At 56.6% G+C, this 26,337-nt stretch carries 18 protein-coding genes; 8 read left to right on the plus strand and 10 right to left on the minus strand.

Features of this window, described 5'->3' with window-relative positions; all coding sequences use genetic code 11:
• Positions 1-24: 24 nt before the first annotated feature.
• Positions 25-1,266, minus strand: coding sequence for an amino acid deaminase (locus PVT68_RS15430; RefSeq protein ID WP_280319524.1), 1,242 nt, complete (start codon positions 1,264-1,266; stop codon positions 25-27).
• A gap of 199 nt (positions 1,267-1,465) precedes the next feature.
• Here PVT68_RS15430 and PVT68_RS15435 point away from each other — a divergent pair, with 199 nt between their 5' ends.
• The 5 genes from PVT68_RS15435 to PVT68_RS15455 all read left to right on the plus strand — a co-directional run bounded on the left by PVT68_RS15435 (position 1,466) and on the right by PVT68_RS15455 (position 8,194).
• The gene (locus PVT68_RS15435) at positions 1,466-2,332 is read left to right on the plus strand and encodes a MurR/RpiR family transcriptional regulator (protein WP_280319526.1); all 867 of its coding nucleotides are present in this window, start codon (positions 1,466-1,468) and stop codon (positions 2,330-2,332) included.
• Positions 2,333-2,484: 152 nt separating this feature from the next.
• Positions 2,485-3,924 (plus strand): N-acyl-D-amino-acid deacylase family protein, encoded by a 1,440-nt coding sequence (locus PVT68_RS15440; RefSeq protein ID WP_280319528.1) that lies wholly within the window; start codon positions 2,485-2,487, stop codon positions 3,922-3,924.
• Positions 3,925-4,027: 103 nt separating this feature from the next.
• Positions 4,028-4,417, plus strand: a complete 390-nt coding sequence (locus PVT68_RS15445; RefSeq protein ID WP_280319530.1) for a RidA family protein — start codon at positions 4,028-4,030, stop codon at positions 4,415-4,417.
• A 69-nt stretch (positions 4,418-4,486) separates the two neighbouring features.
• Positions 4,487-5,881 (plus strand): sodium:solute symporter family protein, encoded by a 1,395-nt coding sequence (locus PVT68_RS15450; protein WP_280319532.1) that lies wholly within the window; start codon positions 4,487-4,489, stop codon positions 5,879-5,881.
• An 84-nt stretch (positions 5,882-5,965) separates the two neighbouring features.
• Positions 5,966-8,194 carry a S9 family peptidase gene (locus tag PVT68_RS15455; protein WP_280319534.1) on the plus strand — a complete coding sequence of 743 codons (2,229 nt, stop codon included), beginning with the start codon at positions 5,966-5,968 and terminating at the stop codon, positions 8,192-8,194.
• Between the two features lie 90 nt (positions 8,195-8,284).
• Here the strand turns inward: PVT68_RS15455 and PVT68_RS15460 are convergent, their stop codons facing one another.
• Positions 8,285-8,536 carry a YdcH family protein gene (locus PVT68_RS15460; protein ID WP_280319536.1) on the minus strand — a complete coding sequence of 84 codons (252 nt, stop codon included), beginning with the start codon at positions 8,534-8,536 and terminating at the stop codon, positions 8,285-8,287.
• 364 nt (positions 8,537-8,900) lie between these two features.
• Between PVT68_RS15460 and pelA the strand changes: the two genes are divergently transcribed.
• Positions 8,901-10,148 (plus strand): pectate lyase, encoded by a 1,248-nt coding sequence (pelA, locus tag PVT68_RS15465; RefSeq protein ID WP_280319538.1) that lies wholly within the window; start codon positions 8,901-8,903, stop codon positions 10,146-10,148.
• 105 nt (positions 10,149-10,253) lie between these two features.
• On the opposite strand, the gene PVT68_RS15470 is transcribed toward pelA, so the two are convergent.
• The 7 genes from PVT68_RS15470 to PVT68_RS15500 all read right to left on the minus strand — a co-directional run bounded on the left by PVT68_RS15470 (position 10,254) and on the right by PVT68_RS15500 (position 19,087).
• Positions 10,254-11,492, minus strand: coding sequence for a TIGR03032 family protein (locus PVT68_RS15470; protein ID WP_280319540.1), 1,239 nt, complete (start codon positions 11,490-11,492; stop codon positions 10,254-10,256).
• Positions 11,493-11,767: 275 nt separating this feature from the next.
• Positions 11,768-12,790 (minus strand): cytochrome d ubiquinol oxidase subunit II, encoded by a 1,023-nt coding sequence (locus PVT68_RS15475; protein WP_280319542.1) that lies wholly within the window; start codon positions 12,788-12,790, stop codon positions 11,768-11,770.
• The gene (locus PVT68_RS15480) at positions 12,787-14,190 is read right to left on the minus strand and encodes a cytochrome ubiquinol oxidase subunit I (protein ID WP_280319544.1); all 1,404 of its coding nucleotides are present in this window, start codon (positions 14,188-14,190) and stop codon (positions 12,787-12,789) included. The genes PVT68_RS15475 and PVT68_RS15480 overlap by 4 nt, the downstream gene beginning before the upstream one ends.
• A gap of 95 nt (positions 14,191-14,285) precedes the next feature.
• The gene (locus PVT68_RS15485) at positions 14,286-14,861 is read right to left on the minus strand and encodes a GbsR/MarR family transcriptional regulator (RefSeq protein ID WP_280319546.1); all 576 of its coding nucleotides are present in this window, start codon (positions 14,859-14,861) and stop codon (positions 14,286-14,288) included.
• 104 nt (positions 14,862-14,965) lie between these two features.
• On the minus strand, positions 14,966-15,919 hold the full coding sequence (locus tag PVT68_RS15490; protein WP_280319547.1) for a DUF1853 family protein: 954 nt from the start codon (positions 15,917-15,919) through the stop codon (positions 14,966-14,968).
• 15 nt (positions 15,920-15,934) lie between these two features.
• Positions 15,935-18,292, minus strand: a complete 2,358-nt coding sequence (locus PVT68_RS15495; RefSeq protein ID WP_280319549.1) for an autotransporter family protein — start codon at positions 18,290-18,292, stop codon at positions 15,935-15,937.
• A gap of 51 nt (positions 18,293-18,343) precedes the next feature.
• A complete protein-coding gene (locus tag PVT68_RS15500; RefSeq protein WP_280319552.1) occupies positions 18,344-19,087 on the minus strand; it encodes an OmpW/AlkL family protein in 744 nt (247 codons plus the stop codon).
• Between the two features lie 370 nt (positions 19,088-19,457).
• Here PVT68_RS15500 and PVT68_RS15505 point away from each other — a divergent pair, with 370 nt between their 5' ends.
• A complete protein-coding gene (locus PVT68_RS15505) occupies positions 19,458-20,234 on the plus strand; it encodes a FadR/GntR family transcriptional regulator (protein ID WP_280319554.1) in 777 nt (258 codons plus the stop codon).
• A 289-nt stretch (positions 20,235-20,523) separates the two neighbouring features.
• Here the strand turns inward: PVT68_RS15505 and PVT68_RS15510 are convergent, their stop codons facing one another.
• On the minus strand, positions 20,524-23,604 hold the full coding sequence (locus tag PVT68_RS15510; RefSeq protein WP_280319555.1) for a TonB-dependent receptor: 3,081 nt from the start codon (positions 23,602-23,604) through the stop codon (positions 20,524-20,526).
• 435 nt (positions 23,605-24,039) lie between these two features.
• Between PVT68_RS15510 and PVT68_RS15515 the strand changes: the two genes are divergently transcribed.
• On the plus strand, positions 24,040-26,310 hold the full coding sequence (locus PVT68_RS15515; protein ID WP_280319557.1) for a chondroitinase-B domain-containing protein: 2,271 nt from the start codon (positions 24,040-24,042) through the stop codon (positions 26,308-26,310).
• Positions 26,311-26,337 lie beyond the last annotated feature (27 nt).

The raw sequence follows: 26,337 nt of genomic DNA on the forward strand, positions 1-26,337 counted from the left end.
TTTCTTATTGATGTTTATGCCCGTTTAAAAACAGGTATCCGCGACTTCCAGCACATTGAAATAGTCATCGATCACCAGTATCTGCCGCCACTTGTCGAAGGTCAGGCAGGGGTGTGAGGTGGAGAGTGCGAGCATATCGCCTACCTGGATGTCGGCATCGTCGGGAATTTTCATCATCGCGTGCTGATCCATAATGCCGGTGAGCTGCCAGGCTTCGTCTGCTACACGGGGCGCCGGGTCTGTGCCGGGGCGAAAATGCAGTTCCGGTTTCGGCAGGCCCGCGTCATAGGCGGCATCTCGTTTGCCAAAATTCAGAATGGCCATGCCGGGTTCTGGCAGCGACTGCACGTAGGCCCAGATTTCCAGGCCCGACTGCAGGTCTTCCGGGGGGCAGTAGTGTCCGTCGAATCTTTCAGTTTTTTCGAGTCGTTCCAGTCTTTGCATGACCGCGGCCTGGGCCTGTTGATAAATACCCCGGTCGTGGGTGAGGTAACAGCCAGGGCGCAATATTGGCAGGATGCGTGGCTCGTTGTGATCGACAAATATATCGGCCACCCGGTCGTACCAGGCGGAGCCGGCGCCGCTCAGGATGACGGATTCGGTAGTGAATTTCTCCTGTGTCAGTAGGTCCAGGCAGATGTCGCGCACCTGCTGCAGGTGTTCGGTGACACGCCCCTCGGCGCACTCGCCGTGGATCAATCCCTCATAGGTTTCCACGCCCGCCAGTTGCAGCTGTGGCCAGTGCTGGATTTCTTCACACAGCGCGCGTACCTGCGCGGCGTCGCGACAACCGGTGCGGCCGCCGGGTACGCCGATTTCCAGTAACAGCTTGAGGTTCTGTCGAGATTCCGCAAAAAACTGTCCCAATTGCCGCGCGTTTTCCACGGAGTCGATTAGGCAGTACAACTCGAGCTGCGGATAATCCACCAGCAACGCGCTCACCAGCTGCATATTCCCGCGGCCGACCAGCTGATTGGCCATCAACACGCGGGTGGCTCCGGCCCCCGCGGCCACCCGCGCCTGTTGCGGGGTGGCAATGGTCATGCCCCAGGCGCCGGCTGCCAGTTGCAGGCGGAAAAAAGCCGGGGTCATGGTGGTCTTGCCGTGGGGGGCGAGCTTTACCCCGCGCTGATTCACAAAATTCTGCATCCACTGCAGGTTGTGCTGCAGGCGCGAGTTGTACACCACCGCAGCGGGCAGGGGAATTTCCTCGCGCAACAGATTTCGCATAGAGCGCGGGTTTTGTGTGTTGTGAGAGAGGCTCATGGGGCCGACTCCGTCTCATTTTCCAGGAATGTCGTGATAGAAAGTATCACATAAATAAATATAGTATTGAAAGTAACAAACACGATACCTATACTGCACCGACTTGAGTAACATCCGTATCCGCTTCAGGGCCCGCGCCAATTGGCAGTCTGCCGGCCACATGCGGGAATCGAAACTCCAGCAAAACAGGAAATCTGCCGTGAGTCACGAACCGGATATTGTCTCGAAGATTAACGCCCATTACGGCCAGTTGCGCGATGCGGAACAGAAAATTGCCCGTCTGGTGATGGACGATATCGGCTTTGCCGCTCACGCCAGTATCAGCGAGCTGGCGGATAAGGCCGGTGTCAGTGAGGCCACCATCACCCGTTTTGCCAAAGCGGTGGGTTGCAAGAATGTCCGCGATCTCAAACTGCGCCTGGCACAGGCGGTGGCGATCGGGCAGCGGTTCTACACCGAGGTCAAAGTAGAGCCGGGAGCCAATTACGGGGTTTACGATGAGATCAAGGCGGCCCTGGACCACAACGCACGGCTGATTACCGAAGCAGTGATTGAGCCCGCGGTGGCCGCGTTGGCAAAAGCGCGTCAGATTCTGATATTCGGGGTGGGCGGCGGTTCCACGGTCATGGCGCAGGAGTGCCAGCACCGGTTTTTCCGCCTCGGCTTTCCGGCCACGTCCTACTCGGATCCGATGCTGATGCGCATGGCGGCTTCCACCATCGACAGTAACGACGTGGTGTTGTGCCTGTCTATGGGCGGCTACAGTCCGGACGTGCAGGAAGCGGCAGAAATTGCGCGGGAATACGGTGCGACGACTTTGGGTGTGACGGTAGCGGATTCGCCGCTGGCGGGAGTGCTGGACCATCTGGTGCCGATGGAACCGCTGGAAACGGATTACATCTTCAAACCCACTGCCGCCCGTTACGTCATGCTTGCCGCCATCGATGTACTGGCCACCGAGCTGGCCGTAAAACAGAAACGCAAAAGCCGTGAGGCGCTAAGGCGTCTCAAGCACACTCTGGACAGTCACAAACACGGCGAGGACCGCTTGCCACTGGGGGACTGATTCGAGAAGCACGCGGCACATGGATGTGCTGCCGCCGCGAGGGCGCGAGCCCTTGAAATACAACAAGATCCACGCATCTTCGTCAGTATTTCAGGGGTGCCAATCAAATATTTCAGGACGAAATATTTGATTACAAGGTAAAAGGAAATGGAATGACTTACGATACGGTAATTCGCAAAGGCTCGGTGGTCGACGGTAGCGGCGCTGCCATTTTTACCGCCGACATTGCCCTTGCCGAAGGTCGTATCCAACGTATTTCAGCGCCCGGCAGTATTACCGAGCAGGCCGATGAAATCATCGACGCGGAAGGCCTGTATCTCGCCCCGGGATTTATCGACGTCCACACCCACGACGATCTCGAAGTTATCCACAAACCGCAGGTGCCCGCCAAAATCAGCCAGGGCGTAACCACCGTCATTGTCGGCAACTGCGGCATCAGTGCCAGCCCCGTCACGTTAGAAAGCGATCCGCCCGATCCATTGAATTTACTCGGCGATCGCTCCCGTTTCGCTTACCCGCAATTTTCCGATTACGCCCGCGCGGTGCAGAAGGCTCGCCCCAACGTCAATGTGGCTGCGCTGGTCGGCCACACTTCGCTGCGCAACAACCACATGGACAATCTCCAGCGCACCGCCAGTGTGGCCGAACTCGCGGCGATGCGTGCGCAATTGCGCAGTGCGCTGGAGCAGGGCGCCATCGGCCTCAGCTCCGGCCTCGCTTACGCCAGTGCGAAATCTGCGGATACCGCAGAGGTGTTGGAAATGGTGGCGGAACTGGCGGTGCAGGGCGGGGTGTACACCACACATCTGCGCACGGAGTTTGATCGTATTCTCGAGGCGATGGACGAGGCATTGCTGACCGCACGGGAACACCGCGTGCCGTTGATTGTTTCCCATTTGAAATGCGCCGGACGCGGCAACTGGGGGCGCAGTGGGGATGTGTTGGGTGCGCTGGAAAATGCGACGCGGTATCAACAGGTTGCCTGTGACTGCTATCCCTATACCGCGAGTTCCAGCACGCTGGATCTGGCGCAGGTAGCGGACGATATCGAGATTTTTATCACCTGGTCGGAGTCTTTTCCGGAACAGGGCGGTCGGCCTTTGGCGGACATTGCACAAGAGTGGAACCTTTCCTGTTACGAGGCGGCGGAGAAGCTGCAGCCGGCGGGTGCGGTTTATCACTGTATGAGTGATGAGGATGTTAAAAATATTCTCTCGCACCCGCTTACCATGGTTGGCTCCGATGGCTTGCCCAATGATCCGCATCCACATCCGAGATTGTGGGGTGCTTTTCCAAGAGTACTTGCCCACTATGGACGGGATCTCGGGTTGTTCGATCTGCCGCAGGCGGTACACAAGATGAGCGGGCTTTCGGCAACCAATTTCGGGTTGGCGAATCGCGGATTTATCCGTGAAGGTTACTGTGCGGATCTGGTGTTGTTTGATTACGCGAGGTTGGAATCGCTGGCGACATATTCTGAACCGCTGCGGACGGCTCGTGGGATTTCCCAGGTCTGGGTTAATGGTGTTTGTGCTTATTCCGATGGTGTTATGTTGGATAGCCGGAGCGGAGCCTTTTTGTTTCGCGGCTAGGTTCACAGCGGTCCCGAAAGGCTTTACCCGGTGCTCCGCTGCCACAGGACCAGAAACAAAACGGACCACAGAACTCCAAAAAACTCATAAAAAGGTAGTAATCATGATTCAGAGATTCGGCGCCGAAGGTGGCACAGGTACAGGTGGTCAGCACCTGCCATTTTCCAGTGCAGTAGAAGCCGGTGGCTTTCTCTATGTGTCGGGCCAGACACCAATGCGCGATGGTGAAGTGGTGGAAGGGGGGATTGTGGAGCAGTCCCAGCTCGCCATCGACAACTGTTTTGCGATCATGGACAAAGCGGGCTACGGTGTGGAAGACGTAGTGCACGTCACCGTCATTCTCACCGATGCGCGATACTTTCAGTCTTTTAACAAGGTCTTTAAAGAAAATTTCGGCAATCACCCTCCGGCCAGAATCTGTTCTGTGTGTGACCTGGTGGTAGATTGCAAAGTCGAAGTCGGTATTGTCTGTTATAAGCAGTCTAAACCCTGACAGAAAAACAGGGGCGTCACAGAAATAAAATAATAACCCAATGGTTTGCGTTCAAAAATAAACTCCAAGATGAATGCCAGTATTTTCCTCGGGGCCTTCGGTCTCTACATCGTTTTTCTGATTGCCATTGGCTGGTTCGTCTCCAGGCGCACGAGCAGTGAAGATGACTTCCTGTTGGCCGGCCGCAGCCTGCCTGTCTTTCTCACCATCGGCACCACCGTCGCTACCATGGTTGGCACGGGTTCATCGATGGGAGCGGTGGGTTTTGGTTACGCCAACGGCTGGGCCGGAGCCTTGTACGGTATTGGCGGTGCGGTAGGGATATTGCTCCTGGGGCTGTTGTTTGCACCCGCACGGGCTCAGGGCTTTGCCACCATGAGCGAAGAGCTGGCGTCCTATGTGGGCAATCATCCACTGGTAAAAAAAATCGTCGCGGTATTGATCTTAATCGCCTGTCTGGGTTGGCTAGGTGCACATATTCTCGGTGGTAGTTTGTATCTCGCCTGGATAACCGGCATAGATCTGCCGCTGGCGAAATTGCTGGTGGCGGTTGGCTTCGGAATTTTTGTGATTGTTGGCGGCTACCATGCGGTGGTGTGGACAGACACCCTGCAGGCACTGGTACTGTTTGCGGGCTTTTTGTTGATGGCGGTATTTGCCGTGCACACGGTGGGCGGATGGGAGGGGGTCGCCGAAGTTCGGGGGGTAACTGCAAACCGCGAACCGATGGGGGTGTTACCCGCTATTTCTCTGGCCGCAGTGATCGCCGTGGGTGTGCTGGCGACGCCGTCGTTTCGCCAGCGGATTTATTCTGCGCGCAGTGTCGGTTCCGTGCGCAAGTCTTTTTATATTTCCGGCGGGATGTATCTGGTTTTTTCGTTGGTACCGGCAATTATCGGGATCTGTGCGTTTGTGCTGAATCCGGAACTGGATAATCGCAATTACGCATTTCCCTATCTTGCCATTGAAGTCTTGCCGCTGGGGATTGGTGTGCTGGTGCTGCTCGCGGGGCTTTCCGCCACCATGTCGAGCGCCAGTTCCGATGCGATTGCGGGAGTTTCGGTATTGATCCGGGACCTGTGCCCGCAACAGTGGTCGGGGCAGGGAGAAAGCCTGGTCCAGTCGCGTATCGGTCTGCTGCTGGTGATCGGGGTGGCGCTGGGGATGGCGATGCTGTCCGATGATTTGATTGGCTATATCAGCAAAATGATTTCTACCGTAATGGCCGGTCTTTTTGCCTGCGGACTGCTGGGTCGTTTCTGGCCGCGCTACCACTGGCTCGGCGCGCTGGCTTCGCTGCTGGCGGGATCGGTGACGTCGTTACTGGTCATGGCAACGATGGGTGATTTCTTGGGTAATCCGATTATTCCCGCGGCCTCAGCGGCACTGGCCGCGGGCGTTCTGGTGACCCTGGCGGTCTCTGGATTGACCGCGAAAACCGGCCCGACATTCGACGCCGGATAAGGTCACATCGCCGCAAACTCTGGCACTCGACAGGCCGCCCCCCTATTATCACTCGCTCGAAAAATCCAGATCGTGAGTGATTGAATGAAACGGAAACTGCTTTTCTTGCTGGGCTGCGCTTTTGCCAGCTATTCTTCTGCTGAACAGCTGACCATCGATAGAATCTTCTCCGACCCGGCTCTGAGCGGTACCAGCCCACGTGCGCTTCAATACTCTCCGGATGGCAGTCGTGTGACCTTTCTCAAAGGGCGTGAAGAGGACTACAACCGCTATGACCTGTGGGAATACCGCCTGAAAGACGGCGAGACCCGCATGCTGGTCAATTCCGACAAACTGCACAGCGGCGAGGAAAATCTTTCCGACGAGGAGAAGGCCCGTCGCGAGCGCCAGCGGATTTTCGGCAGTGGCATCATGGAGTACAGCTGGTCGAAGGACGGTAAATCCCTGCTGTTTCCCCTCGCCGGTGATGTGTTCTATTACGAGGTGAACAACGGAAAATCCAAGCGGTTGACGGAAACCGAAGCCTTTGAAACCGACGTGCGGGTTTCGCCCAAGGGGAATTTTGTTTCGTTTATCCGCGACCAGAATATTTTTGTGGTGGATCTGGCTTCCGGTAAAGAGCGCCAGCTTACCACCGATGGCAGAGGCCCGATCAAGAATGGTATGGCCGAGTTCGTCGCCCAGGAAGAAATGGGGCGCATGACCGGCTACTGGTGGTCCCCGGATGAAAAGCGTATTGCCTACCTGCAGGTGGATGAGAGCCCGGTAGATGAGGTGACCCGCAGTGAGATCTATGCGGATCGTATCGATATGATCCAGCAGCGTTACCCCGCCGCCGGTCGTCCTAATGTGAACATCAAACTGGGTGTGCTGGATCTCGCCAGCGGCAAAACCCAGTGGATGGACCTGGGGAAAAACGACGATATTTATATTCCACGGGTTAAATGGGCGCGGGACAATCTGCTGTCCTACCAATGGCAAAACCGCAGCCAGCAGAAACTGGAACTGCGTTTTGCGGATATCCCCAGTGGCAAAACCCGCGTAGGCCTCACCGAAACCAGCGATACCTGGGTCAATCTGTTCGACGATCTGCGCTTCCTGAAAGACAGTGATCGTTTTATCTGGGCCTCGGAAAAAGATGGCTTCAAACATCTGTACCTGTACGATTTCAGCGGCAGGCAACTGGCGCAGCTGACCCGTGGCGACTGGGCCATCGATCAGCTGGAAGCGCTGGATGAGAAGTCCGGAAAGGTCTACTTCTCCGGCCGCAAGGACACGCCCCTCGAGCGTCATCTGTATGTGACCGACCTGAGCGGCAGCGGCAAGATCGACAAGCTTTCTTCCCGCGCGGGTATGCACAGCATTGCGTTTGCAGACGATGCGTCCGGCTACATCGATACCTACTCCAACCCCTCCACACCGCCCCAGGTCAGCCTGCACGGTGTGGATGGCAAGCGCGTGACCTGGCTGCAGGAAAACAAGGTGGAGAAGGGCCACCCGCTGCACCCCTACCTCAGTGACTGGATCGCGCCGGAATTTGGCCAAATTGAAGTAAAAGGGGGCAAGGCGCCGCAAGGTCACACCCTCTACTACCGCATGTACAAGCCTGCCGGTTTCGATGCGAAAAAAACCTATCCGGTGATGGTGTTCCTCTACGGTGGCCCCCACGCGCAGCTGGTGACCAACAGCTGGGACAGACCTTTCAATCAGTTTATGGCCCAGCAGGGGTATGTGGTGTTCACCCTGGACAACCGCGGTTCCGCCCATCGCGGCAAAAAGTTTGAAGATCCGATCTTCAAGAAAATGGGCAGCGTGGAAGTGGAGGATCAGGTCACCGGGGTGAAATTCCTGCGCGGCCTGCCGTTTGTCGATCCAGAGCGCATCGGTGTGTACGGCCACAGTTACGGTGGCTACATGGCCCTGATGACCATGTTCAAGGCCGGGGATTATTTCAAGGCGGGTATTTCCGGGGCGCCGGTCACCGACTGGGGCCTTTACGATACCCACTACACCGAGCGCTATATGGGTAACCCGAACCAGGTGCCGGCGGCCTACAAGGCGTCTTCCGTCTTCCCCTATGTGAAAGATCTCAAGGGGCCGCTGCTGATCTATCACGGAATGGCGGACGACAATGTGCTGTTCACCAATACCACCAAACTGATCAAGCAGCTGCAGGACAACGATCAGCAGTTCCAGCTGATGACTTATCCGGGCAAAAAGCACAGCCTGCGCGGCAAGGAGACCCGTAAGCACTGGCATCAGATGATGAAGGATTTCTTTGACCGCAACCTGCAACAGGGACGTGGCGACTGATTCGAGCCGACATCGATGGCTACCGGAACTGAAAAGGGCTTCGCATTGCGAAGCCCTTTTTTTATTGGCGTGCCGATATCGGGCGCACAACTACCCGGGGGAATGCCCATTTCTGAGTTGTCGGTACAGCTGGTCTTTCAGTTGCGCACGACGGATTTTGAGTTCGTTGAAATGGTTGTCATCGGTGGTGATTCCACGCTCTTCGAGGCCGCGAATTTCCTTGTCCAGTTTGTTGTAGCCGTCGCTCACTAACTTGAAATCCACATCGTTTTGACGGAGCTGGCGTATGGTTGCGGCATATTCGGGAAAGTCGGCTTCCAGGGTGTGAGCGTGAATGGGCATGGGCATAATCTCCGGGCTGACGGTTGATATAGGTGTTTCTCAGGGTACTCCCTCGATTAAGTTTAGAGGTTGGTTTGACTGCCAGAACTATCCCAGCCTGTGGTTTCAGGTGAGATTTCATGACAGTAGTCTTCGCAATGGATAAAAATAGTAATGATTGTCTATTGGTTCTGCTGTAGGCCGTGGCGCCTGAATATGCAGCGTGTGGTGGTGCACGTGCTTCGGTGGTGGCCGGCTTCTTCCCGACTTTTCTGCTGATTACGGCGATGCTGGCGATTGTTCTCCACCGCGCGCTTTTGCTACCATCGTTTGGCCTTACCAAATAATGAATTTCTGCCTGACAGAAAACTGTAGCGAGCCCCTTATGACATTCTCCCGAGTGAAAACCGTTCGCCTGCCGGGCGCAGTCCGGTGCCTTGCCCTCGGTACCGTGCTGCTGGCCACTGCCGGCTGCAATGCCAAAATCTCATCCGCCGAGCCTGAAGCCGGTCCGCCAGATCCGTTGGCTGGTCTGCAGCCCGCGCAGGATATGGCAACCTACCGAGCCATGTCGGAGCAGCTCTACAAGCTGGATACGGGGCTCATCAAGGCGGAAGTGGCGGCTGCGGGGCTGGAGAAAAGCACCAAACCGACGAAGCACAAGCTGTTCGGATTCGATGTCAAACAGGCGCTGTCTGATGCCGACTTTATCGCCAGTGCCGAAGGCCGCGCGCTGGCCGATGCCCTGCTGACCTTCCAGACTCCTTCCGGAGGCTGGTCCAAGCGCACCGATATGCGTACGCCGCGGCAGCCGGGCGAGCAATTCGGTACCGAAAAAGATTACGTCCCGACCTTTGACAACTACGCCACCAGTACCCAGTTCTGGGTGATGGTAAACGCCTGCAATGCGCACAAGGACCGTCGTTACTGCGACTCCGCCAGCCGCGCGCTCAATTTCATCCTGCTTGCCCAGTACCCCAATGGCGGCTGGCCGCAGACCTTTCCGCTGCGGGGCAAGTACCACGATGACATTACTTTTAACGATGACGCTATCGCCAATCTGCTGAAAGTGGTGGGCGCTGCGGCCAAAGGTGACGAGCGCCTGGCGTTCATGCCGGAGCCCCTGAAGCAGCGCGCTGCGGACAGCCTGCAGCGCGCGTTGCAAATGCTGGTGGACACTCAGGTCGCGGTGGACGGCGAGCCCACCATATGGGGCGCGCAGCACGATGCGGAAACCCTGAAGCCGACAGCCGCGCGGGCATTCGAGCCGGTGGCGCTGGCCACCAGCGAGAGCGCGGACCTGATGTTGTTCCTGATGACCCTGGACAACCCGCCGCCGGCGGTGAAAAGTGCCATCGACAGCGCCGGCGCCTGGTTTGAAGCGCACAAGATGACCGGTCTCAGCTACGAGCGCGGGGAATACGAATACAAGGAACTGATTGCAAACGACGACGCCGATCCACTGTGGGCGCGCTTCTACGATATCGACAGCGACCGCCCGGTATTCGGCGACCGCGATGGGGAGGTGTATTTCGACATTGAGCAGGTGTCGGAAGAGCGCCGTGCCGGTTATGGCTGGTACACCGAGCGCCCCTACAAGGCCCTCAAAGAATACAAGAAGTGGCAGCAGTAAGCGTTTCCGCCCTTCACATGTCCCGCCTGTAGGAGCCTGCCTGCAGGCGAAAAAAAAGCCCCGCCAATGCGGGGCTTTTTTCTATGTCCTTCTACGGCAGATTCTTCAAGCCGCTTCAGTCGGCTTATCCTGAAGCTCCGGCGCCACCTCGTAAGTCACCATGGTGAGGTTTTCCTTACTCTGCTGGCCCAGCGCCATGGGGCAGCGCACATTCGGCAGTACCGCCAGGTCGAACAGCTCGGTCACCGGGCCGTCCAGACGGATCCAGTGCTCCACATTGCCGCTGGTCAGGTTGATGATCTGAACACCGCACCAGGCTTCGGAATCCTTTTCGGCCAGGTTCTTATCCAGTTGCAGGCCTTCGAAGCGCTCGTAGCGCGGCTTGGACAGACCCACGATGGCGTAGTCGCCGTGAATCGCGAGTCCGCGCAGGAAGCCCGGGCAGAAGGTGTGCGGAACGAAGGACTTGGTCTCGAAGTCCACGTAGCCCAGATAGCCGGTGCCGCTGTTGAGTACCCACAGCTTGCCGTTCACCCAGCGCGGCGAATGCGGCATGGACAGCCCTTCACACACGATTTCGTTGGTTTCCACATCAATGATGATACCGCCGTTATCGCGGCGCTCACGCCAGCCATCGATGGTGTCGGACTTGCATACGGCGGTCACGTATTTGGGCTCGCCGTCCACCATCGCCAGGCCATTCAGATGGCAGCGATCTTCCGGGGCAATCTTGCTGATAAACGGCGGCTTCCACAGCACCTTGAAGCTGTGGGTCAGGCTCGGGGTTGCCAGGCAGTTGTACTTGGTGTTGACGAAAATGATCTGGCCGTTTTTGCGGATGCCCAGCTCGTGGATGTCCACTTCGCCGGTAAACTGCGCGTTGCGGGGCACATAGCAGGCGTCGAACATCTTGTTCGCCACCTGGCCCGGTTGCAGTACGTTTTCAAAACGCCAAACCTGGTACAGGCCGCCCATGTAGATACGCTGGGAGTTGCCCACAATACCCATGGCGCGCTGGAAGATGCGCTCGTGGAAGGACAGTCTGCCGCTTTGCTCGGCGCCCACCATGTAGACGCGGCCAGACTGGTAAGAAGTGAAGGCGATGGACAGCTTGTTCTGCTGCATCCAGCCAGCGAGCCGCGGCGAGCAGGATTTCTTCACCGGTTCCGGCGCCTTAGCCTGCGGCTGTTCGCCCTTGTCGTCGGCGGTCGCTTCTGAACCTTCTGCGCTGTCAGTGCTTTCGGTGTTTACAGTGCCGTCAGTGGCTTCCTGAGATTCCGCCGTCGGGTCAATCGTTGCTTCGGCGTTTTCCACTGCCTCTGCAGTCTGAGTCTCGTCACTCATGGTTTCTTACCTGTTTTTATTGTGGACCGGAGCTAGTGCCGAGCCCTGACAAAATTTAATCAATCCAGCGTGCCACTTTAGCGGCGAGTGTGAAGTTTTCTAGGGGCTTTACCTGGCGTTTTGTATCAATCCGTCACAGCGCGCTTGTTCTGGGCAGAGGGAGTAGCCTGGGGGAAGCGATATAGGGTACAGGCACCGGTCGTGGGACCGGTGCCTGTGCTAAGCGTTGTTGCGGGTTAATGTTGCGGGTCAGTGTTGCGGGTCAGTGTTGCGGGTCAATGGTAGTGCAGGTCACTCGCCTTGCCGCGAAATACCCGGTAGGAAAACGCGGTGTACAACAGGATGACCGGCACCACCACCACCGCGCCCACCAGAATAAATTGCAGGGATTCCCGCGCGCTGGCGGCCTCCCAGATATCCAGCTGGCCGGGGACGATGTACGGGTAAAAGCTGAATGCCAGCCCGCTGAAACTCAATACGAAAATTCCCACCACCGTGTAAAACGGCAGGCTGCAGTGGCGATCGCCGGCCTTGGGTAAGCGCCCCAACAGCACGTCATTGGCAAGGAACCCGAGAATGCACAGGGTGGGGATCAACAGTACGAACATCACCAGTGGATAGGTAAACCAGCGGTCAAACACCCCGGGGTTTACCAGCGGATTGATCAGGCATACGGTCACAACACCCAGCAGCGCCGCGCGACCGGCGATGCGGGTCCAGCGCACGGCGCGCTGCTGTAATGTCTGTTCCGTTTTCATTACCAGCCAGGCCGCGCCGATATAGGTATAGGCGGCAGTAACGCCCAGGGCGCTCAGCAGGCAGAACAGTTGTGCCGGCCAGCCGTGATCAAACCCCATGACGTACTGGCCCAGCATATAGCCCTGGGTGAGAGTGGTGAGTACAGAGCCGAACTTGAAGGTACGGTCCCAGGCCAGCTTGTGATCCACCGCGGCCTTGGCGCGGAAGTCGAATGCCACTCCGCGCATGATGAGCCCGATCAACATCACCGCTGCGGGAATATACAGGTTGGTGAGCACGATGCTGTGGGCCGTCGGGAAGGCAATCAGCAGCAGGCCGATGGCCAGCACCAGCCAGGTTTCGTTGGCATCCCAGAAGGGGCCGATGGAGGCGATCATGGTGTCGCGCTGGGGTTCGTCCTGTTCGCCCATGGGCAGCAGGATGCCGACGCCCAGATCGTAGCCGTCCAGTACCGCGTAGATCAGCACCGCCAATCCCATCAAATCGATAAAAACGACCGGCAGCCAGTCACCACTGGCGAGTTCAGCATATTGGCTCATTGGGTACCTCCTTGGGGGTGCTGCTGGCGGGCGGTTGTAGTGTTTTCCGGCAGGTTGGTGAGGCTGCCATCTGCAACCGGTTCCGCGGTTTCGAATTCCTCGACGTTGACCGACTTGAGCGCCATGACTTTCAGGGTGTGGATATAGGCCCACATCAGCAGCACATAGGTGACCAGATACAGCGTCAGCGAAAACCCGACATTGGCCGGGGCTACCGGCGTTACCGCGTCGGCGGTTTTCAGAATACCGGTCACCAGCCAGGGCTGGCGCCCGACTTCGGTGACATACCAGCCGGCGAGTGTCGCAACCCATCCTGAGAAGGTCATGGCGACCAGCAGTTTCAGCATCCAGCGCGGCAGGGCTTCACGGCGGCGCAGCAGGTAACAGCCGACCCAGGCGACTGCCAGCATCAGCAGGCCGACCCCGACCATGATGCGGAAGCCGAAAAACAGCGGTTTCACCGGTGGATGGTTGCCGTCGAAGTCATTCAGGCCACGGATCTCACCGTCGGTTTTATGGGTGAGGATCAGGCTGGCGAGACCGGGAATGCCGATGCTCCAGTGGTTGCGTCGTTCCTCCTCATCGGGAATTGCAAACAGCAGCAGGGGCGCGCCCTGTTCGGTTTCCCACACGCCTTCCATCGCCGCGATCTTTTGCGGCTGGTGTTCGAAAGTATTCAGCCCGTGGAGGTCGCCGACGAAAGCCTGCAGTGGCGCCAGTACCGCGGCCAGTACCAGTCCGGTTTTGAGCGCCAGCCGCGGCGCCTGTTTTTCATCGCCCTTCAGCAGGCGATAAGCGGAGAGACCGGCAACAAAGAAGGCGGCGGTCAGCCCTGAGGCCAACAGCATATGGGCAAGACGATAGGGGAACGAGGGGTTGAAAATGACTTCCAGCCAGTTACTGGCGTGGACCACACCATCGCGAATCTCGTATCCGGCGGGGGTTTGCATCCACGAGTTGAGCGCGAGAATCCAGAAGGCGGAAAGGGTGGTGCCCACGGCCACGATCAGGGCGCTCAGTGTATGTACACGGCTCGACACCCGCTTGATCCCGAACAGCATGATGCCGAGGAATGTAGCCTCCAGAAAAAAGGCGGTGAGCACTTCGTAGCCCAGCAGGGGCCCGGCAATATTGCCGACCTTTTCCATAAAGCCCGGCCAGTTGGTGCCGAACTGGAACGACATGGTAATTCCGCTTACTACACCGAGGGCAAAGGTCAGGGCAAATACTTTTACCCAGAAGCGGTAGGCCCGCATCCACACTGGATTGCCGGTGAGGTCAAAGCGCAATTTGAAAAAGAACAGAATCCAGCAGAGTGCAATGGTGATCGTGGGAAAGAGAATATGAAAACTGATGTTGGCCGCGAACTGAATCCGCGACAGGATCAGGGTATCGAGCATGGGCACCTCGTAAAGCAAGCTGCAGCCGGAATGGATGCAGCCAAAATCCCGTTAGCCGGTGGCAGAAAACCAGTGTTTCTGCCACCGGCCAGACACTACTTGTTTTTACCGGTCGCCGATTTTCTGGACGCGGCGCCGGTAGCCTTGGACTTGAGTTCCAGTAATTTGCTGAGTCCGGACCCCAGTTTCATCAGCTTGAGTAGATCCTTTTCATCCAGCCTGCTCAGGGTATTGGCGAACTGATCGAGCATTTCCAGCAGGCTGTAGACCTCCTGGATTTTTTCCTGGGCCTTGGCTTCCTGTTCGTCGCGGGGATCGGTCAGCAGCAGCTGGCGCAACAGGGTGAGCGTGGGGTCGAGTTCCCGTTTGCGGCGCTCCTCGAACACCGTGCGCGCCAGGTCCCAGATGGAGCCGGCTGCGGTGAAGTAATCCTTGCGGTCCCCGGGCTGGTGGTGCAATTCGATCAGGCGCCAGGCCTGCAGCTCCTTCAGCCCCATACTGACGTTGCCGCGGCTGATCTTCAGGGCCTCGGCCAGCTGATCGGCATTCAGGGGGGCGTTGTGGATGGTCAGCAGTGCAAACATCTGACCCACGGTGCGATTGAACCCCCACCGGCTGCCCATCTCCCCAAAGTGCAATACAAAGGCTTGCGCCTGGTTGGAAAGTTTCATTGGTTTCTGTTTCTTCTTAACTTTCAGAAATTTCTGAAAATTGTAAATGTAAACTGATCCAAGTCAAGGCCATTTGAGCAGGTTGGTGATGGCGGAGCCCGGGGTTAACCGCTGGGGAGGTGTACGTGCGCCCTGGCAAGCCAATTGTCGGCAACAACAAAGCCACGGCTCATTTCGGTCGCGCCCTGGAACCCGGCCAGGCAGATTGGGCCGCGCGCGGTCAGTTGCGTCAGCGGGATATCCGCTAGCGGGGTAAGCGGGGCGGCTGGCAGGATGCTGTTGGTGCACAGCGCCAGCCAGCACGGTTTCGGCAGCTGGCACCAGTGCCAGTTGTTGCTGGCAAAATGTTGCTGAAACGTGGAAGCGGTGGACCACCAGTGTTGGTGGGGTGGACCGGGGATGGTGTCACCTAACATTGGAAATAATCGCCCGGGCATCCGGGTCCATTGCCGGTCCAGTGATATATCGGACGACAATAGCACCTGCCGTGCGGAGTCTGACGTCACCACCGGCAGCTGATGGTCACGCATGTGCGCCAGCTTGATATCCAGCCGGTCCTTTATTCCGGGACCGACCCAGAGACTCTCCACCTGCAGGTAAAACTTTACCGCAACTTCCCAGTGCTCCAGCTGTTGGTCGGGGAGGTGGCGCACCACAAAATCCAGTTCCCCCAGTGTTTTGTCGGCGCTGCGGATTGGCAGGTTGCGGGCCAACAGCTGGTAATCCGGATGATGGTTGAAGGCAAACGCCCACAGATTTTCAAAGTAAACCCCGAGACGGTGGCTGGAAGATTGCTGCACAAAGTGCAGTAGCCGGGGTTCAAGTAGCGCGCGCACCCTGGGGGTGGCGAAGTATTCGTCCAGTGCTCGCCGTCGCTGTTCGGGCAGCCAGGGCAGGTCGAATTCCGGGGCGATGTCCGGGGCAGACAGCGTCCAGCGCAGGTTGCTCCAGTGATCGGGCTTGGCGGATGGAAGGCCGGACTCAAGGCCTGACGGCAAGTCGGATGGGGAGTGGGAAGTCATGGCGGGAGTATAGGGAGTCGCCCTTGTCTCCGTCACCGCTTATCACGCCGATTACCACTTGAAGCGAAAACCAAAGGTCAGGTTTGCCTGGTAGCTGTCACCGAAGTTTTCCAGACTGGTGGCGTAGCCGGCCTCGCCGTACACCGAACAGCGGTCCCCGCACTGGTCGTAGGTAAACCCCACCCCGAGCTGCCCCCACCATTCGTCCCGCCCTTGGTACATGGAGGTGTGGGACACCTTCACTTCGGTGTCGTCATCGAAGTAGTAATAGGCGTTGGCGATGGCGTAGAGCCCGAAGCGCTCCAGCAGCAGGTTGCCGTACATATTGCGGTTGATCCGCTGGCTGACCCGTTGCTCCAGCGCGAGGCCAAGGCGCAGGGAGCTGCCGCCGTTCTCGGTGTCCTTCAGTTGCGCATGGTAGGGGTCGCGGTTATCGTCGATTTCCTCGGCGGCGTAGACGAACTGGGCCTGCGGGGTGAGGGAGAGGAAATTGCACAGCTTGAAGCTGTGGCCAGCCTCGGCGGAAAAGGTAAAGCCCACGGCATCGTTGTCGGTACCGAGGTAATAGAGTTCGTAAGAGAGCAGGTCGGAATCGAACCAGTTGAACTGGGCCAGCAGGTCGGCATAGGTGCCCTGGCTGCCATACCAGGTAAGGGTGGTGCCCACGCCAAAGCTATCGGTGTCGATCTCGCCGTGACCGAAAAAACTGTCCAGCTCGGTATTGCCGTAGCCGTACTGGGCAAACACGCCAAGCATCAGGCGGCCGCTGTACACCGCCGGGTCGAAGGAAAAGTCCGAGCCGATCTGGACCAGACCGTAGTCCTGCTGCCACTCGGCGCGGCTGGTGGAGCGTTCCGGCGCGTGATCGCTGTAGCGGGACGCCGCGCGTAGCCACAGGCCGCCGCCGTCGATGGTTCTCTCGATGCCGTTGCTGTAGCAGCAGATATCGCGGTCGCGAAAGCTGGTTGCCGCCCAGAAGCGGTTGCCGAGGCGCTGGCGCAAGGTGCCGGGCTCGTTCATCTGGCGAATTACCTGAGCGTAGGTTTCGTACAGCACGGCGCCTGCCTGCCAGCGGGGAATCAAAGCGCCGCTGCCGTCAAACGGATCTGGCAGGGTCGAGCGCAGATACCAGCCACCGTCATCGTGGGTTTCCAGCCCGCCGCTGTGCAGGGTGTAGCCGTAGGCGCCGGCGACGGTCACCGGCTGGCCGTCAAAACCCAGATAGTCGCCGTCCAGAATAAACGTATCCGGCGGCGCGTTGCCGCCGACTTCAATCACTTTGATCCCGTCGCCACGGGTCGCGCGCCCGGCACCATTGCGGTTGAAAATACGCACAAAGGTCTGGCCGCTGGCGTTGCCGGCAATGGTCAACAGGTCCGAGGGCGAGTCATCGCGGCCGAGATGGGTGTCGATCCACAGGCGGCTGTTGCGCCCGGTGTAGTTCCCGAACTGACCACTGTCGTGGGCAGCAATGGTGAGTGTGTTGAAGCGATCGTCCGCCAGCCACAGGGTGCCCGCGTTCACCACATCCCCGGAGATGATGAAATCCCGCGGCAGGAATTCCACGATACCGCCAAAACGAATATCCAGCCCGAGTGCTTCGCCGTCGGCAGTGCCGCCCCCCACGGCCAGGTTGCCACTCAGGCGTAGCTTTGAGCTGCCGTTGACGATGATGTGCTCCCAGTTCTGCAGCAGACCGCCATCGATTTCATGGTCCAGGTGGAACCGCAGGGTATCGACATAACCGTCATCGGCGGTGAGGTCATCGCCGCCATCGAGTATGGCGTCGCCCTCGTAAGCAAAGGCATCGATCCTGAGATAATCGGACCCATCACCGCCGCGAATCACGTCAACGATACCCTCATCCCAGTAAATGATGTCGTCGCCATCGCCGGCATCCAGATAGTCAAAAATAAATCCCCCGTCGAGAAGAATATCGTCATTACCGGCGCCGGTATTCAGTTCAAAGATGAGTCCATCGAGGACGGTGACGTGATCATTGCCTGCGCCCGTATCCAGGCCGCCGCCAAAATAATTGCCGATCTCGGACTCGCGCACGTCGATGGTGACGGTGTCGTCGCCGTCGCCGGTGAGTAAATTGGTTTCAACGACTGCGCCGTTGATATTCACCAGATCATCGCCGGCCCCCGTATCCAGCGTGCCGATGGTGCCGCCATTCAGATCCAGGGTGTCATTGCCCCCGAAGCTGCTCACATCTGCACCCTCGGCGTCGTTGTCTTCATCGCACAGAATCTGGTCGGGGCCCGCAGTGCCGGTGTTGGATGGGGAGCACTCAGCCCGCACCAGGGTTGGGATTGCAAACAGGCAAGCGGTCAGAATGCCGGCGGCAAATATCCTGAGAACCGAAGAGCGAAAAAAGTGCGGAAATTTCTGCGCTATAAAACTCACGATTGCCCCGCAGGATGCGTTATGGGTTTTTATCCGGGATGGGTAATACGCTTAAAATTCGTAGGTGATGCCGAGATTCAGGGTCCAGGGGTTGTACTCGATATCCGAGTAGAGCCGGCCGTAGCCCGGTCTGGTGGGGAAGGTCACTACGGCATCGGTATCGGCGTCGGTATACATCGCCGCAGCATTGATAAGCCAGCGTCTTCCATGGCCCAGTCGCCAGTCGATACCAATTTGCGCACTGGCGCCCCAGGAATGGCCAATACCCAATTTGGATAGCCCGGTGGCCATGCCGCTGGTTTTCAGGTAACGCTGCATTTCTGGGTCCAACTCGTCGTCATAAAAATCCGTGTAATTGACGCCGATGCCGATATACGGCTGCCCCAGGCAGCTTTCGTCCTGCCAGTACCAGTTGACGAACAGATTGGCGGAGGACGTGGTAAAAAAACCGAACTCGATATTGTCCCGCCCGGGATGGGCGCGAAAGTTGGTGATGGTCAGCGAGTGGTCCGGACTGCCGATATACATCGCCTCCACACCGAGATACGGCAGCGGTCGCCAGACACCGGAAATATTCCAGGTCACGTTCTCGTCGATATCCCAACCGGTGCGATAAAACTCCCAATCCTGCAGTACGTAGTATTTGAGGGGCGTGTTGTCGTCGTCCGGATAGACAAAGCTGGCACCCAGGCGGACATAAAACCGGGTGAGATCAACATCGGAAACAGGAATCTGCGCCAGCGTCAGCGCGGGAGACAGCAACGCCAGGGAAGCGGCCAGCTTGAGCTTTTTCATCGTTAACTCCGTTTAACACCGCTTGAGCCCGAACACGGTTTAATTCTTATGAGACTCAATGGCGGAAAAGCTTTTATGCGGCGCGGCAATTATTGCTATATAAACTGCCGAAGATCGTGCGAGAGCATCAGTAAAAGTAGCAGGGGAGTGGGATTTTGCCGTACCGGTGTGGGTATCCAGCTTGTCTGTGCTGATGAGGGTGAGTCAGATAAATACAGCGGCTTGAAGAGGGGAGCAGGGCAATCCCTTCGAAACAGGTGTCACCACTAGCTATCATACCAATTGCCATTGCCTGTAAGACCAGTCGTGGTAGACTCTGTCAGTGATTTTATAGTCTGAATGGCAGAAACAATTACAGTAAAGAAATCCTATGAAAAGCGATTTTGTTGGAAATAACCGCCGAATTTATCAGCAGGTGGTAGAAAAAATGCTGGTACTGTTGGATAGCGGCGAATACCCCCCGGGGGTGCGCCTGCCTTCTGAGCGCGAGTTGTCTGAAATGTTTGACGTCAGCCGACCCAGTATTCGGGAAGCCATCATCGCACTGGAAGTCATGGGGCGGGTTTCGGTACGGACCGGCTCCGGTGTTTACGTCATTCAGCCCGTGAGCGTGTTCGCCGACAGCAAGGATTTCAGCCCCTTTGAACTGACCGAGGCCCGGGTTCTGGTGGAGGGCGAGGCGGCGGCACTCGCGGCAACCATGATTACCGAGGAGCAGTTGGAAGACTTGCGAATGGCCTATCGGGATATGGTGCGGGAGAATGAAGCGGGAAACCTCACTTCCGAACGGGCTGACCGCAAGTTTCACGAGGTGATTTCCCGGGCCACCAACAACCGGGTATTGATGAGTAGCATCGACAGGTTGTGGGATATTCAGGAGCATTCACCGGATATTCAGGCGGTACACAAATCCGTGTGTAAAAAGGACGGGCAAAAGCGTCTGGCCGAGCACAAGGCAATTTTGCAGGCACTGGAAAATCACGACGCCTGTGCGGCACGCAAGGCCATGCGCCTGCACTTCAGTCGTTCCCTCAACGCCCTGCACGATGCTTCTGAAGCGCAGGCAGTGGAAGTGGTGCGCAGGGAAGTGTCCGAACGCCGCAAGCGCTTTTCCATCGACCGCCTGGGCGAAACTACCGGCTTCTGATTCATCCGCTAAAAACAAAAAGGCCATATAGCCGCGATGTTATATGGCCTTTTTTGTTGCCGGAATTTTTTCACACTTGCCACGTACTTCCATCGCGGCTGCGTTCTTTGAGTGGCTACCGTGCGGGTACAAAAAAGCCCGCACGAGGCGGGCAAATAGTGTCCGGTAGGCGGTACTTTCAGGTAATACCTCGCCGGATGGAGAAGAGTCAACCAATCGAACAAACTGAAAAGCCTGTAACCCGTTCCGAGGGTTCGGATTACAGGCCTCCCTACGCCTGGGATAGCGCTTAGAACTTGGCTTTCAGGCCAAGGAATACACGCGGTCCGTAGCTGTTGACTTCACCCAGGTTGTCAGTGGTGAAGAAGTACTGATTTTTCGGCTCATCAAACAGGTTGATGGCCTCAAGGCTCAGTTTCACGTTGTCGGTGAGCTGGTAGGACGCTTTCATTTCCCACACACCGGTATCGCCAACGTAGCGCAGACGGGTGCCATCACTGGTGTACGGCTGGAAGTACCCGCTGCGGTATTTGTAGATCAGGCTGGTGTCGAAATCGCCGATCTGGTAGTACACCTGACCGGAGAATACATTCTCAGAAAAGCCCGGCAGATTGCCCGGGGCAATGATGCCAATATTCTGAGAGGTCGCGTTACCGCTTTCGTCCAGTACCAGGGAGTCGCCATACAGACTGTCCTCAAACTCGAAGTCGGAGTCGGCGTAGTTGTAGCTCGCCTTGACACCCAGACCACTGAAGTAACCCGGAAGGTAAGAGAACCGATGAGTACCGGTAATCTCAATACCATTCATGGTGCTGGTATCTTCGTTGGTGCGAACAATATTGAATGCGGCGTCTACCTGCTGACCATCAACCAGGAAGTTTTCGGTAATTGTTGCGGTCTCGAAGCCTCCCTGGAAATTTTTGTGGTAGATACCAAAGGTCAACATACTGTCGTCGTTCGGATACCATTCGATGGCGGCATCGAAGTTCCAGGAAGTTAGCGGCTGCATATTCGGGTTGCCATCGCCATCCACACTGTTGAGAAGCTCGGATACCGAGGTGATGTCTTCTGAGGTGTTGGGACGGAAGGTTCGCGTATAGCCCAGGTCGGAGGGGTCGGGGCGCGACAGACCGCGGTAAACCGCACCGCGCAGCATTACCTGTTCACTCAGGTCGGCGATAACGTTAAGGCTCGGCAGAACTTCGGTGTAGTCACCTCCGGCAGAAACGCGTTCGAGGTCAGCGCCGTCTACCGGACGCATCGACAAGGCACCGGTGTCACTGGTAACAATTTCGTAAGGGGTGCGATAGGCGACCGAGTCGACTTCAGTGTGCACAACCCGAACACCAAAGTTACCGCGTACCGGAGTGCTGTTTAGCTCACTGGAAAAATCTGCCATCAAATAGGCGGCGGTGGTGGTTTCGGTGACATCCGTTGCCGCAGCATCTTTCTGCGCCAATTCAGGGTAGGCAAAGGTCGCACCGACTTCTTCAAGAAGCATGTCGGTCACGCACTGGGTGTCAAATGTCGCCCAGCTATTGCTGCCCCCAACAACGGCACCGCTGCCATCAATTTGCGTAACCAGGTCACCGTTGCGTTCGGCATCCATGAAGTTGTCTTCCGGGAAGGCCATAGCACAGGCTTCATTGATTTCCGCAATCGCAGCAGCGCCCGCTTCGGTGTTGCGCTTGATGCTGTACTCAGAGCGGTAATCACCACTGCCGAGATTTACATACTCCAGTTCGGAGAATCGCAGACCACCCTTCACACCGGTGATCACGCCTTCATTAATATGCAGATCAAAGTCGGTGCGGAAGGCTTCGCTGGTATTGCGGCGATCCACGTCGTTGTCGATCCGCACGCGGAACTCATCGGAAAACAGGCTGTGATCCGTCACATCGAAGTCAGTGACCGTGTACTGACGAATACCGGAGTCAAAATCCCAGCTAACTCTCGGGCGGTAGTTGGAATCACCACCGTAGATGTCGTCGTTATCGGATTGGGTGCGCAGGCCAACCTGCAATTCTTTTCGGGTGGTTTCCGAGAAAGAATAATCTGCAGAGACTGTCAGGTTTTCGCTGAAACTGTAGGCAATGTTCAGGCCGTAACCCAGGTAGTCTTCCGCGCGAGAGTAGAGTTCGCTATTGGATTCAATCGCGGTATCTCCCGCCCACTCTGTAACCGCACCAGTATCGGTTACCACCAGGCTTTCTGCGGTTACGCCGGGGGTAACACGCTTCATGTTGGCAAAGTTCAGGATATGACGCTCTTCAGCCTGTACTCGCTCGGATTGCTGCAGGTCGAAATTGATATCGGTTTTGTCGTTAGGCTGGAACTGCAGCGCTACGAAAATCGCATCGCGCTTGTCGGAAGTATCGTTCTGACGGTAGCCATTGGAACTGCCTACAAACGCATAGGGGGAGCCATCGCTGATCGCCTTGCCGGTTTCAGGGTCAACAGCCGTCTGGTAACCCTGGTCACTGGAACCACCAACCTGGTCTTCGCAATCACCAGATCCGGAACGATAGAAGCCTTCGTTGGTGATTGAGGGATCGTTCAGGCAGGCCCACAAGGAGGTGCCACTCGGACTGGATGAGTTCATTTCCGCTTCAGGCTGGGAAATATCACTCTTTTCATAACCCAGAGACACACCAAAGGCCATGCCGTTATCGAATTCGAACTGATCGACATAGCTGGCGGTACCGCGGAAACCGAAGTCTCCGGCCATGGTGTCGTCGATATTGAACTGATTTGGATTGATATTCGCCTTGGTATCGAGCTGGATACGCTGATTGCCGTACTCCAGTGGTTTCAGAGTTTCCAGCGCGATCAGACCGGCTACGCCACCTTCGATCAGGCTGGCGTCCTGGGTCTTGTAAATCGCGATTTTATTCATCAGTTCGGAAGGGAACTGGGAGAAGTTTACCGAGCGGTCACCACTGCCGTTGGTTGCTGCGCGGCCATTAAAGGTGGTGGCGCTGAGGTAAGGGCCCATCCCGCGGATGGAAATTTCGGTAGCGCCACCGTTTTCACGGTGAGAAGAAGCGCCGGTTACCGACTCCAATGCTTCACCGATAGACAGTGCAGGCAGGTCACCAATTTCATTCGCTGACATACCATCTACGATGGTGGTGGAGTTGCGTTTAATATCGATTGTGGTCTGGATGGTGGCGCGGGTGCCGGTTACGACTACTTCTTCCAGCGCCTGGTCTGACTCCTGTGCCTGCGCCATGCTCATACAGGATGCAGCGGCTACTGCAGTTACCAGAAGTGATTTTTGAAAGCTTTTTGCAGAAAAGTGCTGCTTTTGCTTATTGAGGCTTTTCTCGATCGCCATTACATCTCTCGCGTCTTTATTATTATCACGCATGATTACCCCCAAGGAAGTCTGCGTTTCGTTGATAGTAACAAGGGCGCCCTGTTTTGGCGCCTCTTTCATTGCTCATCTCGCGGTTTTTCTTATCAGCCATTTGACCAGTGACATCCGTGCTCGCCGGCTGTCCGCGTTCTGGCTTGCACAAATTCTCACCTGTCCACAAGTCAGTCAACCAATTTTAAGAAAAAATTCGCTATTTGGACTGACCCCTGGTCGATTTTTGTGCGCTTATGCGGAGATTCCTGCGTTCTGCACCAATCCATGACAAAGTTCCGTGGGTGACTGGTTAGCCTGATTGGTTGACAATTATTTTTTACCAATTTAGTCTGGCCCCATAATAACGCCGCAGTGTCGCTTGATGCCCTTGTCTGGTGCGGTCGGGGTGGCAACTTGTGGAAGGTAAAACCGAGAAAAACAATTCAGGTGATCATGAGAGCTTCAGGAATCAAACCACTGCTGGCCGCTGCGCTGCTTACTTGCGGGCAGGTATCCCTGTTCTGTGTTCAGGCTTCTGCAGCCGAACACCTGGTGCGCAATCAGGCGGAATACGCCAAAGTGGCGAAAACCCTCGAGGCTGGCGACACCGTGGTGCTGGCGAACGGTGTTTGGCGAGATTTTGAAATTTTGTTCACAGGTGAGGGGGAAAAAGAACACCCCATTACGCTGACGGCGGAAGAAAAAGGCAAAGTGTTTTTAAGCGGGCAGTCCAACCTGCGTCTTGCCGGTGAGCATCTGGTGGTATCTGGTCTGGTGTTCAAAGACGGCTATACGCCGAGCAGTGAGGTGGTGTCCTTCCGGCGCAACAAGGAGCATTTGGCCAGCCATTCCCGCGTGACTGAAATTGTCATCGAAGACTTCAGCAAGCCGGAGCGGATGGAGTCGGATTACTGGGTAAGTCTTTACGGCAAGAACAACCGCTTCGATCACAGTCATCTTTCCGGCAAGCGCAACAAGGGTGTGACCATGGCGGTGCGCCTGAATAGTGAAGAGAGTCAGGAAAACCGCCACCGCATTGACCACAACTACTTTGGTCCGCGCCCGGTGCTGGGCTCCAACGGCGGTGAGACCCTGCGTATCGGTACCAGTCACTATTCCCTGACAGACTCTCTGACGGTAGTGGAAAACAACTTTTTCGACCGTTGTGATGGCGAGGTGGAGATTATCTCCGTTAAGTCTGGCAAAAATATTCTGCGCAACAACACGTTCTTCGAGTCTCGCGGTACCCTGACCCTGCGTCACGGCAACGGCAACCTGATCGAAGGCAATGTGTTTCTGGGCAATGGCGTGGACCACACTGGCGGTATCCGCGTCATCAATGCGGACCAGACCGTGCGCAACAACTATCTCGAAGGTCTCACAGGCTATCGGTTTGGGAGCGGGTTCACCGTGATGAACGGTGTTCCCAATTCTCCCATCAACCGCTATCACCAGGTAGTGAATGCGAAGATCGAGAACAACAGCTTTATCGATGTCGACCATATCCACCTGGCGGCCGGTAGTGATCAGGAGCGCAGTGCGGTACCACAGGATTCCATAATTTCCAGCAACATCTTCTATACCGAGAGCGGCAAGTCACCATTTTCCGTATTTGATGATATCTCCGGGATTACCTTTGCCAACAACGTTTCCAGTGGCTTTGTGGATAAAAAAATCCAAAGTGGAATCGCCGTGAAGGTAGGCAGGCTGGAGCGAGCGGACAATGGCCTGCTCTACCCGAAAGACAAAGTCGTTGCAGGCAAAGGCGCGAACAAAAGCCTGATGGTTGCCAGCAAGGACATGACCGGTGTTTCCTGGTACCCGAAATCCGAACCGGTCACCCCCTTCGGTAGCGGCAAAACCACCGACGTGACTCCCGGTGAAGACGCCCTGTTTGATGCCATTCAAAGCGCAGCGGATGGCGATACCCTGTTGCTGGAAAGTGGGGATTATAGCGCGACCAAGCGACTGGATATCAAAAAGACGCTGACTATTAAAGCGAAGAAGCGGGGCGGAGTCACCCTTACCAGCGAGCGCCCCGTGATGTTTGAAATTCAGGATGGCGGCAGTCTGTCCCTCGATGGTCTGGTGATTTCTGGAGCGAACAGCCCGGACAATGCGGGCAATACCCTGATTCGCACTGCAGTGTGGGGTATGTTGAAAAATTACCGCTTCTCCATGACCAACAGCCGTGTGGAAAACCTGGATATCAATCACTCCTATCATTTCTTTGATTCCGGCATTCGCGCATTTGCCGACCGTATTACTCTGCACAACAACCACTTCGAAAACATTACCGGTGATCTACTCAAGCTGAATAAAGAGAAGGATGACCTGGGGATTTACAATGCGGAATACGTCACGGTTACTGGCAATACCTTCAAAAAGGTACAGGGTGCTCTGGTGGACCTGTATCGCGGTGGCACCGATGAAAGTACCTTCGGCCCACATATTGACTTCAGTAAAAACACGGTAACTGAATCCGGTACTGGCAAGCGCAACAAGGCGCAAGCGTTGATCAAGCTGCATGGTGTGCAGGTTGCCAGTGTGTATGAAAACCGTATCGATAACAGTGCCGGCATTGTGGTTGAGCACACGGTAGGAGAACCGGTTACCCGTGTCGCCAGCAATCAATTTATCCGCACTGCGCTTCCGGAAGTGAAAGAGCTCGTTGCTGAAGGGCCGCACACCGCCGTGCTTGCCAATAATGACCTTAAGAACTGATTGAAGAAGAATTTACCTATGTTTGGC

Source organism: Microbulbifer bruguierae (genome assembly GCF_029869925.1).
GTDB lineage: Bacteria > Pseudomonadota > Gammaproteobacteria > Pseudomonadales > Cellvibrionaceae > Microbulbifer > Microbulbifer bruguierae.